Annotated in this window: 13 protein-coding genes; 11 read left to right on the top strand and 2 right to left on the bottom strand. The window is 63.8% G+C overall.

What is annotated here, in order from left to right:
* Window positions 1–32 precede the first annotated feature (32 nt).
* From AC1DV6_RS12110 to AC1DV6_RS12160, 11 genes are all read left to right on the top strand, one after another.
* Complete coding sequence (locus AC1DV6_RS12110) at window positions 33–920, top strand: ABC transporter substrate-binding protein (RefSeq protein ID WP_477978004.1); 888 nt, start codon at window positions 33–35, stop codon at window positions 918–920.
* Complete coding sequence (locus AC1DV6_RS12115) at window positions 917–1,996, top strand: FecCD family ABC transporter permease (protein ID WP_477977722.1); 1,080 nt, start codon at window positions 917–919, stop codon at window positions 1,994–1,996. Before AC1DV6_RS12110 ends, AC1DV6_RS12115 begins: the two co-directional genes overlap by 4 nt.
* Window positions 1,993–2,793, top strand: coding sequence for an ABC transporter ATP-binding protein (locus AC1DV6_RS12120; protein ID WP_477977723.1), 801 nt, complete (start codon window positions 1,993–1,995; stop codon window positions 2,791–2,793). The genes AC1DV6_RS12115 and AC1DV6_RS12120 overlap by 4 nt, the downstream gene beginning before the upstream one ends.
* A 173-nt stretch (window positions 2,794–2,966) precedes the next feature.
* Entirely contained in the window at window positions 2,967–3,536 is a 570-nt protein-coding gene (gene cobO / locus AC1DV6_RS12125; protein ID WP_477977724.1) for a cob(I)yrinic acid a,c-diamide adenosyltransferase, read from the top strand.
* 19 nt (window positions 3,537–3,555) lie between these two features.
* Window positions 3,556–3,942, top strand: a complete 387-nt coding sequence (locus tag AC1DV6_RS12130; RefSeq protein ID WP_477977725.1) for a DUF1636 family protein — start codon at window positions 3,556–3,558, stop codon at window positions 3,940–3,942.
* Window positions 3,939–4,916 carry an adenosylcobinamide-phosphate synthase CbiB gene (cbiB, locus tag AC1DV6_RS12135; RefSeq protein ID WP_477977726.1) on the top strand — a complete coding sequence of 326 codons (978 nt, stop codon included), beginning with the start codon at window positions 3,939–3,941 and terminating at the stop codon, window positions 4,914–4,916. Before AC1DV6_RS12130 ends, cbiB begins: the two co-directional genes overlap by 4 nt.
* Window positions 4,913–5,908, top strand: coding sequence for an aminotransferase class I/II-fold pyridoxal phosphate-dependent enzyme (locus AC1DV6_RS12140; protein ID WP_477977727.1), 996 nt, complete (start codon window positions 4,913–4,915; stop codon window positions 5,906–5,908). Before cbiB ends, AC1DV6_RS12140 begins: the two co-directional genes overlap by 4 nt.
* Complete coding sequence (locus tag AC1DV6_RS12145; protein WP_477977728.1) at window positions 5,905–7,497, top strand: cobyric acid synthase; 1,593 nt, start codon at window positions 5,905–5,907, stop codon at window positions 7,495–7,497. The genes AC1DV6_RS12140 and AC1DV6_RS12145 overlap by 4 nt, the downstream gene beginning before the upstream one ends.
* Before the next feature lie 19 nt (window positions 7,498–7,516).
* Window positions 7,517–8,602 (top strand): nicotinate-nucleotide--dimethylbenzimidazole phosphoribosyltransferase, encoded by a 1,086-nt coding sequence (gene cobT / locus AC1DV6_RS12150; protein ID WP_477977729.1) that lies wholly within the window; start codon window positions 7,517–7,519, stop codon window positions 8,600–8,602.
* Window positions 8,602–9,411, top strand: a complete 810-nt coding sequence (locus tag AC1DV6_RS12155) for an adenosylcobinamide-GDP ribazoletransferase (protein ID WP_477977730.1) — start codon at window positions 8,602–8,604, stop codon at window positions 9,409–9,411. The genes cobT and AC1DV6_RS12155 overlap by 1 nt, the downstream gene beginning before the upstream one ends.
* 10 nt (window positions 9,412–9,421) lie before the next feature.
* A complete protein-coding gene (locus tag AC1DV6_RS12160) occupies window positions 9,422–9,985 on the top strand; it encodes a histidine phosphatase family protein (protein WP_477977731.1) in 564 nt (187 codons plus the stop codon).
* Here AC1DV6_RS12160 and AC1DV6_RS12165 read toward each other — a convergent pair.
* Both AC1DV6_RS12165 and AC1DV6_RS12170 read right to left on the bottom strand, forming a co-directional pair.
* On the bottom strand, window positions 9,965–11,167 hold the full coding sequence (locus AC1DV6_RS12165; RefSeq protein WP_477977732.1) for a GGDEF domain-containing protein: 1,203 nt from the start codon (window positions 11,165–11,167) through the stop codon (window positions 9,965–9,967). The two genes, AC1DV6_RS12160 and AC1DV6_RS12165, sit on opposite strands and share 21 nt — an antisense overlap.
* 14 nt (window positions 11,168–11,181) lie before the next feature.
* The gene (locus AC1DV6_RS12170) at window positions 11,182–11,994 is read right to left on the bottom strand and encodes an HDOD domain-containing protein (protein ID WP_477977733.1); all 813 of its coding nucleotides are present in this window, start codon (window positions 11,992–11,994) and stop codon (window positions 11,182–11,184) included.
* Between the last annotated feature and the right edge of the window lie 32 nt (window positions 11,995–12,026).

A 12,026-nucleotide genomic window follows, 5' to 3' on the forward strand; every position in this document is an offset into this window, starting at 1 on the left:
ACACGGAGCAAAAAGTATGGGTGCCTCGCCTCATGGTGGTGCTTGCGTTTGCATTTTCGTATTCGGGTGCTGCCCATGCGCTGCAGGTGACCGACGACCGTGGCGTGACCGTCACGCTGAACCAAGCGCCGCAGCGCATCGTGAGCATCTTGCCCTCGCTCACCGAGAGCGTCTGCGAGCTGGGCCACTGCGCGCGACTGGTGGGTGTGGACCGTTATTCCAACTTTCCGGCCAGTGTGCAAAAACTGCCCCAGGTCGGTGGCGGCATTGATCCGAATGTGGAGGCCATCGTCGCGTTGCGGCCCGACGTGGTGCTGATGGCCAAGTCCTCGCGCGTGGGTGACCGGCTTGAGGCGCTGGGCATCAAGGTCGTGGCGCTGGAACCCAGGAGCCATGCCGATGTGCAGCGCGTAATGCTCAAGCTGGGGCAGTTGCTGGAGGTGCCCGATGCCGCGCGCATCTGGCGCGCCATCGATGCCGGTGTGTCCGCGGCGGCCCAATCTATCCCGGCGAATGTGCGGGGCGCCCGGGTCTACTTTGAAGTGAACCAGGGACCGTATGCAGCAGGGGAATCGTCCTTCATCGGCGAGACGCTGACGCGCCTGGGTGCCAGGAATATCGTTCCGGCCAAGCTGGGGCCGTTCCCCAAGCTCAACCCCGAATTCATTGTCCGGGCCAACCCCGACCTGATCATGATTGGCCAGCGCAGCGCCGATGGCCTGCAGCAACGCCCGGGCTGGCAAAGCATCCGCGCGCTGCGCGAGCAACGCCTGTGCATCTTCCCGAGTGACGACGCCAACGTGCTGGTGCGTCCCGGCCCGCGCATGGCCGAGGGTGCGCGCCTGATGGCGGCATGCCTAGAAAGCAAGGCCCCCAAAGTGGCGGCCGCTGCTGTCCCGAACAAAGCCCCCAAGCCATGATGCAAACACGCTTTCGCTGGATGTTGTGGATATCGGTGGTCAGCGCGCTCGCGCTCACCGCTTTGGGCATCTGCGTGGGCAGCGTGGGGTTTGAGAATCTTCTGCAGCCGTTGTTGAACCCGGAGCTGGACCCCGAGCGCACGGCCATGGCCAAGCAAATCGTGTGGGAGATACGCCTGCCGCGCACGCTGGGTGCATGGGCCGCCGGCGCACTGTTAGGCCTGGCCGGTGCCGTGGCGCAGGGCCTGTTTCGCAATCCGCTGGCAGATCCCTATCTGCTGGGCAGTGCCTCGGGGGCCTCGCTCGGCGTGGCGCTGGCGTTGGCCGCGATGGGCGGCGGTGCTGGCATGCTGGGTGGCGGCAACATGATGAACGGCGGCACGGTGATAGGTGTGTTCTCCAGCAGCGTGTTGGTGCGCGTGGGGCTGACCGGTGCGGCCTTTGCCGGCGCGGTGCTGGCGATTGTGTTGACGCTGGTGCTATCCCGCGGAGTCAGTCATACGCTGCGCCTGTTGTTGGCTGGCGTCGTGGTCGGCGCGGTGCTGGGCGCAGTGACGCATCTGGTGCTGATGCTGTCGCCCGATTCGCTGCAGGCCATGTGGGCCTTCATGCTGGGCTCTACTGCCTTTGTCGGCTGGGTATCCGTTTCCATGATGGCAATTGCCTGGGTGGTGAGCGTATTGGCAGCCTGGTTGCTGGCCCGTGTGCTGGACGGGTTGAGCTTGGGCGACGCCACCGCGCAGAGCCTGGGCCTGGCTGTGGTGCCGATGCGCGCCGCGCTGGTGGCTGTGCTGGCGCTGGCCACCGGAACGGCGGTCGCGCAAACGGGTTTGATCGCCTTTGTCGGTCTGGCCGCGCCGCACCTGGTGCGCTCGGTGCTCAAGACCACGCATGGCCAGTTGATACTGCTGGCGAGTCTGGTCGGCGGTGTGTTGCTGATGGCCGCCGACACGCTGGCGCGCTGGCTGATTGCGCCGCAGGAATTGCCGGTGGGCGTGCTGACCGCCGTGCTGGGTGGTGGCTACCTGCTGTGGCTGATGCACCGCGGGCCAGCCAAGGTCGGGAGCGCACTATGACGACTCTGCGCAAGGCCGGAACCGTGGCGTTGAAGGCCGATGCCGTTTACGCTTCCATGGGCAGCGGGCCCGGCAAGACCGCTGTGTTGCATGGCCTGTCGCTGGAGCTAGCGGCCGGGCAATGGACCAGCATCGTCGGGCCGAACGGGGCCGGCAAATCTACCTTGCTCAAGACACTGGCCGGTGTGTTGCCACATACCGGCACCGTGTCGTTGTGGGGCGCGCCGCTGTCCGGCATTCCGCTGCGCGAACGCGCGCGGCAAATGGCCTGGTTGGGACAAAACGAAACTTCGGCCGATGATTTGACCGTGTGGGACGTGGCCATGCTGGGCCGCCTGCCACACCAAGCCTGGCTGGCAGCCGCCAGCGCGGCCGATGAAGCCGCTGTCGAGCAAGCCCTGCGCGCCACACAGGCTTGGGACTGGCGTTTCCGTGCGTTGGGCCAACTGTCGGGTGGCGAGCGCCAGCGCGTGCTGCTGGCCCGTGCGCTGGCCGTGCAGGCCCAGGTGCTGCTGATGGACGAGCCGCTGGCCAACCTGGACCCACCGCATCAGGCCGACTGGTTGGCCGTGGTGCAGGCGCTGGTGGCGCAAGGCAATACCGTGGTCAGCGTGTTGCATGAGATTGGCATGGCCTTGCACGCGGACCGCGTGGTGGTCATGGCCAACGGCCGCCTGCTGCACCATGGGGGCAGCGCCGATCCGGCCACGCACCAGGCACTGGTCGATGTATTTGACCAGCGCATCTCTATCCACGCCATAGAAGGCCAGTGGGTCGCGTTGCCCAAGAACAAATGAGAACACCGGTTTTTTCCGCGCCAGTTTCCCGCACCCCGCAGAGGAGGCCTGCGTGGGCGTTCTGCGCAGGTCAAGGAGGAGCTGACGGCCCTAGGCCGTCGCGGGGGACACGGAGCAGAACGCTCATGCAGGTCTCCTCGGAGCGCACACCACCAACTTTCCGTTGAGAAAACATGCAAATCGAAACACCACCCTCCACCAAACCGTACGAGAAGCCCGAAGGCGAGCGCCGCGGCATCGTCATCGTGAACACCGGTGATGGCAAGGGCAAAAGCACCGCCGCCTTTGGCCTGGCCCTGCGCGCGCACGGCCGCGGCAAGGCGGTCAAGATTTTCCAATTCATGAAGGTGCCTACAGCGCGCTTTGGCGAGCACCGCATGTTTGAGCAAATTGGCATACCCATTGAAGGGCTGGGCGACGGCTTCAGCTGGAAAAGCCAGGACTTGGAGCACTCCGCACAACTCGCACGCGATGGCTGGCAAAAGGCCAAGGCAGCTATTTTGAGCGGCGACTACTTCATGGTCACGCTGGATGAAATCACCTACCCGTTGATCTACGGCTGGATGCCGCTGGACGATGTGCTGGAAACGCTCAAGACCCGACCCAGCCATGTGCACGTGGTGTTGACCGGGCGGCGTTGCCCGCCCGAGATCATCGAACTCGCTAACACAGTGACCGAGATGCAAATGGTCAAGCACGCGTTCAAGGCCGGCATTCCGGCGCAGCGCGGCATTGAAGATTAAGACCGAACCTTCCGCGCCGATGTCCGATACCGAAATCATTGTCTGCACCACCTGCCGCCCGCAGGGTGCTTCGCGCGAATTGCCGGCCGCGGGCTTGGCGCTGTTCGAAGCCGTGCAGGACGCGCTGCTCACGTCTGAATGGGATGGCGCAGCGCATGGGCTGCAGGTGCGGGGCCTGGCTTGCATGAGCGGCTGTTCGCGCGCTTGCACCGTGACGCTGCAGGCCAAAGGCAAGTTCAGCTATTACTTTGGCGATCTGGCGGCAGACGCGGAAACCGCGGCGCAGGTCATTGCCTGCGCACAACTGCACAGACACAGCGAGGATGGCAACCTTGCCCGCAATGCACGGCCAGAGCGTTTGCGCAGCGGCATCCTCGCGCGCCTGCCACCGGTGGGCATCGCATGAGCATGCTGCCCGCTCTCACGATGGCGGTTGCCTTACCGGTTGCGCTGGCGGTCGACCGCTGGTGCGGTGAGCCGCCTGCACGCTTGCACCCCGTGGTGTGGATGGGAAACCTACTCGGTTGGGCTGGCGCATGGGTGCAGCGCCGCACTGTGCAGCAGCCTGGCACAGTGGATTACAAAGCATTTTGGCTTGCAGCCCTTGCGTGGTGTGCGAAAGCAGCTATTGTTTTGATAGTGACTAACGCGCTGCAATCGCAGCTGCTGGGTCTGCCATGGTGGTGTGCTGGGCTGCTGCTGGGCTTGCTGCTCAAGCCGCTACTAGCCTGGGCCATGCTTAAAAGCGAGGTGCAGGCCGTGGAAGACGCTCTGGGCGAATCGCTGGCTGCCGGGCGTGCGCGCCTGGCCATGTTGGTGAGCCGCGATGTGACGGAGCTCACCGATACCCAGGTGCGCGAGAGCGCCATCGAATCGCTGGCCGAAAACCTCAACGACTCCGTGGTGGCGCCGATCTTCTGGTTCGTGCTGCTGGGCCTGCCGGGAGCGGCGCTGTACCGCTTTGCCAATACGGCCGACGCCATGTGGGGCTACCGCGGCATCTACAAGGGCCAGAACTGGGAGTGGGCTGGCAAATGGGCGGCACGTGCCGACGATGTGCTGAGTTGGATGCCTGCGCGGATTACTGCAGTCCTGTTGCTACTGGTCGCAGGCAGCAAGGGCCGGGCACTGACGGCGCGACTGCCCGTTGAGGCGCGGCAAACCCCATCACCCAACAGCGGCTGGCCAATGGCGGCGATGGCGTTGAATCTGGACGTGGCACTGCACAAGCCCGGCGTTTACGTGCTCAATGCATCGGGGCGTTCTGCGTTGGCATCGGACACGGCTGCCGCTCTGGTGTATGCGTCAAAAGCGCTGCTAGCCCTCGTAGCGATTGCGCAAGCAGCTATTATTTTGATAGCCATCGGAGAAATGCTTTGACGCCGTCGCCACGCATCCACGGTGGGCCAGACGCCTTGGGCGCGCCGCTGCACGACTTCTCCACCAACAGCAATGCGTGCGGCCCGAGCCCGCAAGCGCTGGCTGCGGTGCAGGCAGCAGACGCCACGCGCTATCCAGACGCGGGTTACACCCAAGTACGCGCCGCGCTGGCGGCCCTCCACAGCGTGGAGCCTTGGCGCATTGTGTTGGCGGGCAGTGCCAGCGAGTTTATTTTTCGCATCACGGTGTGGGCAAAGCAGCAGGGCGGGCGCAGCGTCTGCCTGCCCACGCACGCCTATGGCGACTACGCACACGCCGCGCAGGCTTGGGGTCTGACCACGGTGTCCGATGCAGACGCTGCATCGCTGGTCTGGGCCTGTGAGCCATCCAGTCCGTTGGGCCAGGCGCATTCTGCATGGCCTGCGCGTTTGGGTAGCGTCGTGCTGGACAGCGCCTATGCGCCGCTGCGCCTGAGCGGCGCGCCCAGCCTGAGCGATGCGCAACGCAATGCGCTGTGGCAGCTGTTCTCTCCCAACAAGGCCTTGGGCTTGACCGGCGTGCGCGCGGCCTATGCCATTGCGCCGCAGAATGCCACGCAGGCTGTCCAGCAGCTCGATGCGCTCGCACCTTCGTGGGTGCTGGGCGCGCACGGCGTGGCGATGTTGCTTGCCTGGACGCAGGCTGACACACAGATTTGGTTGCAGCAGAGCTTGCAGACTCTTCGAGGTTGGAAGCAGCGGCAGGTTGCGTTGTTGCAAGACGCGGGCTGGACCGCGCAGCCCAGCGACACGCCGTTTTTCTGCGCGCGGCCGCCTGTAGATGCCGTTGCGCTTTGCGCCCAACTGCGCGCCCATGGCATCAAGCTGCGCGATGCCACTTCGTTTGGCCTGCCGGGCCAGGTGCGCCTGGGCGTGTTGCCTCCGCAGGCGCAAGATGCGCTGTTGGCTGCCATCACACTGAACACCGCTTCAACTATGGAAACGACCCCATGACCGCCCAATGCGTGATGGTGCTGGGCACCACCAGCGGTGCCGGCAAGAGCTGGCTTACGACGGCGCTGTGCCGCCATTACGCGCGCCAGGGGCTCAAGGTTGCGCCGTTCAAAGCGCAGAACATGAGCAATAACGCCCGTGTCGTGGCGTCTGCAAACGGGCAGGGCGAGATAGGCTCCGCCCAGTACTTTCAATCGCTCGCTGCCAATGCGGTGCCCGATGTGCGCATGAACCCGTTGCTCTTGAAGCCCGAGCGCGACACGCACAGCCAAGTGGTGTTGATGGGCCAGGTCAGCGCCGAGCTGAGCGCCATGCCCTGGCGCGGCCGCAGTGCACATGTCTGGCCGCAGATTGCTGCGGCGCTGGACGCGTTGCGGGCAGAGAACGACGTGGTGGTGATTGAAGGCGCAGGCTCACCGGCCGAGATCAACCTGCATGCCAGTGACATCGTCAACATGCGTGTGGCGCTTCATGCCCAGGCACGCTGCCTGCTGGTGACCGACATCGATCGTGGTGGCGCGTTTGCCCATCTGTATGGCACCTGGGCGCTGCTGCCTGAGGAAGAGCGTGCACTGATCAAAGGCTTTGTGCTCAACAAGTTTCGCGGTGATGCGGCGCTGTTGGCACCTGCGCCGCAGATGCTGCAGGACCTGACCGGCATTCCCACGGTGGCGACGTTGCCCATGTGGTGGCAACACGGTCTGCCAGAGGAGGACGGCGTGTTTGACGACCGCAGTGTTGCCAAAGGCGCGGTGAATCTGACGGTGGCCGTGATCGCCTATCCGCGCATCAGCAACCTCGACGAATTCCAGCCGCTGAAGAACATCCCGGGACTGCGCTTGCAGTGGGTGCGCAGTCCGTCCGAACTGGCGGGGCTCAAGCCTACCGACTGGATCATCCTGCCGGGCTCCAAGCACACCAGTGGTGACTTGGCCTGGCTGCGTTCGCAAGGGCTGGATGCAGCGATTGCAAAGCATGCGGGGCAGGGCGGAGTGGTGCTGGGTGTGTGCGGCGGTCTGCAGATGCTCGGCGAGGCCTTGATTGATCCGCATGGGATTGACGGCAATGCGCCTGGGCTTGGGTTGCTGCCTTTGGTGACGGTGTTTGCGGAAGACAAGACGGTGCGGCATACGCAAACCCGTTTTGACTCCAGCATTGCTTCAGGGGCCAGCAGGCCCCAAGTCGGGGGGCTCATGGTGCCAAACGCGCACAAATCGCCCCCCGACTCGGGTCCCACTGACGCCGGTCATGGTGTCGGTAAACCTGCAAGCCCCTGGGCAACTCTTGCCGGCGTGTCTGTTGCGGGCTACGAAATTCACCACGGACAGACGCAACAACACGTGGCGATGGCTGCTGCAGGTGATATCGCCCATGCGGTGCTGCCCGACGGCCTGGGCTGGTGCAACGCGCAGGGCAACGTGCTGGGGCTGTACCTGCACGGCATGTTTGAAGATGCGGCCGTACTGCAAGCCCTGTTTGGCGCGCAGCTCGGCGGCGCTGTGCCCACGCTGGAGACGGTGTTTGACGGACTGGCCGACTACATTGCTACGCACTTTGAGCCGGGTGTGTTGCAAGAATTATTGAACTGATTTTTTGGAAACGATTGCTATGACTACTGCCATGCCAACCCTTGCTGATATCTCCGATGCCACGGTGACCGACGCGCTGCAGCACACGTTGAACAACAAAACCAAACCGCTGGGGTCACTTGGCCGTCTGGAAGATGTGGCGCTGAAGATTGGTCAGATTTTGGGCAGATCCGCCCCGATGCTGGAGCAGCCGCAGATGGTGGTGTTTGCAGGAGACCATGGGCTGACGGCGCGCGGCATCTCGGCTTTCCCCAGCGACGTGACTTGGCAGATGGTGGAGAACTTCTTGGCAGGTGGCGCAGCGGTGAGCGTGTTAGCCAAGCAAAACGGCATTGCGTTGACGGTGGTGGATTGCGGCGTCAAGCGCGACTTCTTGGCGGGCCTGCCCGCTGGTGCCCAGCGCCCGGGCTTGCAGGTGCGCAAGGCGAAGGGTGCGGAGCTGGGTACGGCGGATTCGTCGGCACAAACTGCCATGACCGCAGCCCAGCGGGATGAAGCGCTGCAGCACGGTGTGGACTTGCTGAAGGGCCTCCCGGGCAACGCGTTGCTGCTGGGCGAGATGGGCATTGGCAATACCTCGGCCGCCTCCTTGCTGCTGTCGCGCCTGGCGGGTCTGGACATTGCGGTGTGCACGGGTGCGGGTACCGGGCTGGACGCGCCCGCGGTGCAGCGAAAGACCGAGGTGTTGCGTGAAGTGTTGGCGCTGCATGCCGAGGCAGAAGCGCCGCTGGACGCGTTGGCCGCATTCGGCGGGTTCGAGATTGCCACCATGGTCGGCGCCGTGCTGCAGGCCGCGCACGAACGCCGCGTGATTGTGGTGGACGGCTTTATCGCCACCTCGGCGGTATTGGTGGCACATGCGCTGCAGCCGCTGGTGCTGCAGCGTTGCGTGTTTGCCCATCGCTCGGGGGAGCGTGGTCATGAGTTCATGTTGCAGTACCTGGGTGTGCAGGCGCTGCTGGACCTGGGCCTGCGCTTGGGCGAAGGCTCGGGCGCGGCGCTGGCCTGGCCGCTGCTGCAATCTGCCTGCACTATCCTGCGCGATATGGCGAGTTTTGCGTCGGCCGGCGTGTCTGAAAAATCGGTGCCAGCCACCACTGTCTGATGATTCAGTTCATTCGCCACTACCTGCTCGCACTGCAGTTCTTCACCCGCATTCCGGTGACGGGACGGCTGGCGGACTGGGTGGGCTTTAGCCCGGCCATGCTGCGCGCTAGCGCGGCGCATTTGCCGGGTGTGGGTTGGTTGCTCGGCGGACTGCTGGCAGGGCTCACGGCGCTGCTGCTCAAGGGCTTGCCCGCCAATGCGTTTGCGCCGCTGGTGGCGGCCGTGCTGGGCACGCTGGTGGGCGTGTTGCTTACCGGTGCTTTTCACGAAGACGGGCTGGCCGATGTGGCCGATGGCCTGGGTGGCACGCTGGACCGGGAGCGTGCGTTGGTCATCATGAAGGACTCACGCGTCGGTGCATTCGGCGCGATCGCCATCACGCTGGTGTTGTTGACCAAGGTGTCTCTGTTGGCGTTGTTGGGCGCTGTGAACACCATGACACTGTGCAGCGCGTTGTTTCTGGCCCATGTGGTGTCGCGCACCTGGCCGCTGTTGGTGATCCGGTTGCTGCCGCATGTCGGCGACGTGGCGGGCTCCAAGTCCAAACTGCTGGCAGACCAGATCAGTGGGGTCAGCTTGTCCATTGGATTTTTATGGTGTTTTGGGGCGCTAGCCCTCGTAGTGATTGCGCAGCCAGCTATTCAATTTGTAGCAATTGGGGGCGCGGTGCTGGCCTCTGCGCTGGCCTTTGTCGTGCTGTGGCGCTGGTTTGCGCGGCGCTTGCAGGGCTTTACCGGCGACTGCCTGGGTGCTACGCAGCAGCTCTGTGAGCTGGCTTTTTACCTGGGCTGGGCGCTGTGTCTGTGAAGGCAGGGCGATGACGCTGTGGCTGGTGCGCCATGCCGTTCCGCTGATAGAAGCGGGCGTCTGTTACGGCGCGCTGGATGTGCCTGCCGATGCTGCAGAGACTGAGCAGGCGGCGCAGGCGCTGGCTACCGTGTTGCCGCAGGGTCTGACGGTTTATCACTCGCCGCTACAAAGATGTGAGCGGCTTACGCAATCCCTATGCGGCTTGCGGCCCGATTTAGTACCAAAACCCGATGTGCGGCTGGTGGAGATGGACTTTGGCGAATGGGAGGGTGTGCCCTGGGATCAGATTCCGCGTGCCGCGGTGGATGCATGGACGGCGGACTTTGGCGACCACCGTTTTGGCGGTGTGGAGAGTGCCAACGCTGTATTGGAGCGCGTAGCCGCGGCGTGGAACGAAGTGGGGCAAGGTGATGCGGTGTGGATCACCCACGCCGGGGTGATACGTGCCGCCATACTGATTGCACAGGGCGTAACAGCGGTGCAAGCGCCAGGTCAGTGGCCGCAGCTTGCTGTGGACTGGGGGCAGTGGACTACGCTGCCGGTGGGCCAATCAGGCGCGGCGCAGCGCTGATTTGATCGGTGGGTCTTCGGGCGGCAGGGGCGTGCCGCCGTCGGCGCTGGTTTCGCGCTCGACCTGATTGCGCCCGCGCGCCTTGGCGCGGTACAACGCCGTGTCCGCACGTTCCAGCAATGCTTCGATGCCGACGTCTGCAGGTGTCAAATGCGCCACGCCCATGCTCACCGTCACTGGACAAGGTTTCTCAAGAGCTTGCGCGGCTTTGCGTATGCGTTCGGCTACCAGCAACGCGTCCTCCAGCGAGGTTTCAGGCAGTAACAGCACAAACTCTTCACCGCCCATGCGGCCCAACTGATCGGCGCCGCGCAAATGCTTTCCCACCAGGGCCACAAAGTTGACCAGCACCTGATCGCCCACTGCATGGCCGTGCGCATCGTTGATCTGCTTGAAATGGTCCAGATCCATCGCGATCAGAGACAGCGCACGCTGGTGGCGGCGGCTGCGGTCGACTTCTGCATGCGCAGCAGCATTCCAGGCCCGGCGCATCAGCGCGCCCGTCAGCGAATCCTGGGCGGCCAGCATTTCAAAATCATGGCGAACCCCATCACTGGCCAGCAGTACAAATCCAACCAAAATCAATAAACCGGCCACGGTTTGCACCGAGTTGACCAGCATGTTGAAGCTGGAGGGCTCAAACAGGCCCGGGCTGATCAGGCCACTCAGAGCCCCGAACAAACGTAAGAGCCAGTCGCCCGCAGAGGCGATCAGCGCAATACTCAGAAACCGGCTTGCGTAGGTGTAGCGTTTTTGACGCAGCAAATTGCTGGCATGCACGGTCAGCAGGGCCACCATCACCGTACAAATGGCGACCGAGCGCATGACGAAGCTGGGCTGCACGGCGTAGAACCAGGCAATCGTGGCAATTGCGACGCCAACGGCGATCAGCCAGGCACGGCGGTGCGAACGCAGGCCCAAAAACTTGTTGGTGCCGACCAGCCAATGCCAGGTGCCAATGATGATTAGCGCGTTGCCAACGACGATGGACAGGCTGGCCGGAATCCAGTCCCGCAGGGTCACCAGAATTACGCCAAAAAAGACCCACCAGGTGCCCTGTGCCCACCAGCCCAGTCCGCGGATGGACGACGGATAGGTGCGCCGCAGGGAGAGCAGCACCATCGCCAGTACCGGCCCCATACAGGCCGTGACGAACATGATGGTGCGGGGGTCCAGCGTCATTGCATCGCAGGGTCTTAGCTTTGCAGCGTGGAGATGTCGCTGAAAGATTCGGCGTCTGGCATGTCAGCCGCCAGCTTGGGCAGGTCCAGCTTGAGTGCCAGTACCTCGGCCAAAGGCAGGTCGTCCAGCACATCCGGGCCGGGATGGTCGTGGTCTGCAATGTGCGCAGCGAGATGCACTACAGCTGCCAGGCGCGAGAAAGTGCCCTCGGCCATAGGCTGGCCCGCGCGGCGCAGACCTTCGAGCACTACATCGGGGAAGTCCCAGCGCGCGGCAATCTCGGCGGTGATTTCGCCTTCGCTAAAGCCGAGCAGGTCGCGCTCGCGCGTCCAGCGTTCGCCGGGCGCGCGCGGCAGTTGCTCGATCTGGTTCAGCATGTCCGGTTGGTGTTCGGCGATCGACAACTGGCCCAGGCGCAACATCATCGCCGTGAGCCAGGCCAGTTGCTCGTCCACGCCAATCGAATGGGCCAGCCATTTGGCGTAGCCCGCACAGACCATGCTGTTGCGCCAGAAATCCAGGCGATTCAGGTTGGGTGGAAATTTGAATACGTTGGACAGACAGACCGACAGGGCGCGGGCCCGGATTTGCGACATGCCCACGACGCTGACCGCGTTGTCCAGTGTTTCTACCGAACGGGACAGGCCAAAGATCGCGCTGTTGGCCATGCGCAAGAGCGTGGCCGTAAGCACCGGGTCTTTGGCAATGACATCGCGCACGGTAATGACGTCTGCGTTGTCGTCGTTCAGAGTGCGGATCAGAGCGTGCGCAACCTCCGGCATCACTGGCAGCTTGACCGATTGCAAAAACTTGGAGATTTCCGGCATGACTTCTTGTTGTGAAAGCGGTACCAATGGCG

Source organism: Rhodoferax sp. P2_H8_2 (assembly GCF_056403235.1).

Coding starts and splice junctions, on each gene's coding strand:
- cobO (WP_477977724.1), top strand. CDS start 2,967: ATGCAAATCGAAACACCACCCTCCACCAAACCGTACGAGAAGCCCGAA.
- cobT (WP_477977729.1), top strand. CDS start 7,517: ATGACTACTGCCATGCCAACCCTTGCTGATATCTCCGATGCCACGGTG.
- AC1DV6_RS12165 (WP_477977732.1), bottom strand. CDS start 11,167: ATGACGCTGGACCCCCGCACCATCATGTTCGTCACGGCCTGTATGGGG.
- AC1DV6_RS12115 (WP_477977722.1), top strand. CDS start 917: ATGATGCAAACACGCTTTCGCTGGATGTTGTGGATATCGGTGGTCAGC.
- cbiB (WP_477977726.1), top strand. CDS start 3,939: ATGAGCATGCTGCCCGCTCTCACGATGGCGGTTGCCTTACCGGTTGCG.
- AC1DV6_RS12110 (WP_477978004.1), top strand. CDS start 33: ATGGTGGTGCTTGCGTTTGCATTTTCGTATTCGGGTGCTGCCCATGCG.
- AC1DV6_RS12145 (WP_477977728.1), top strand. CDS start 5,905: ATGACCGCCCAATGCGTGATGGTGCTGGGCACCACCAGCGGTGCCGGC.
- AC1DV6_RS12160 (WP_477977731.1), top strand. CDS start 9,422: ATGACGCTGTGGCTGGTGCGCCATGCCGTTCCGCTGATAGAAGCGGGC.
- AC1DV6_RS12130 (WP_477977725.1), top strand. CDS start 3,556: ATGTCCGATACCGAAATCATTGTCTGCACCACCTGCCGCCCGCAGGGT.
- AC1DV6_RS12120 (WP_477977723.1), top strand. CDS start 1,993: ATGACGACTCTGCGCAAGGCCGGAACCGTGGCGTTGAAGGCCGATGCC.
- AC1DV6_RS12155 (WP_477977730.1), top strand. CDS start 8,602: ATGATTCAGTTCATTCGCCACTACCTGCTCGCACTGCAGTTCTTCACC.
- AC1DV6_RS12170 (WP_477977733.1), bottom strand. CDS start 11,994: ATGCCGGAAATCTCCAAGTTTTTGCAATCGGTCAAGCTGCCAGTGATG.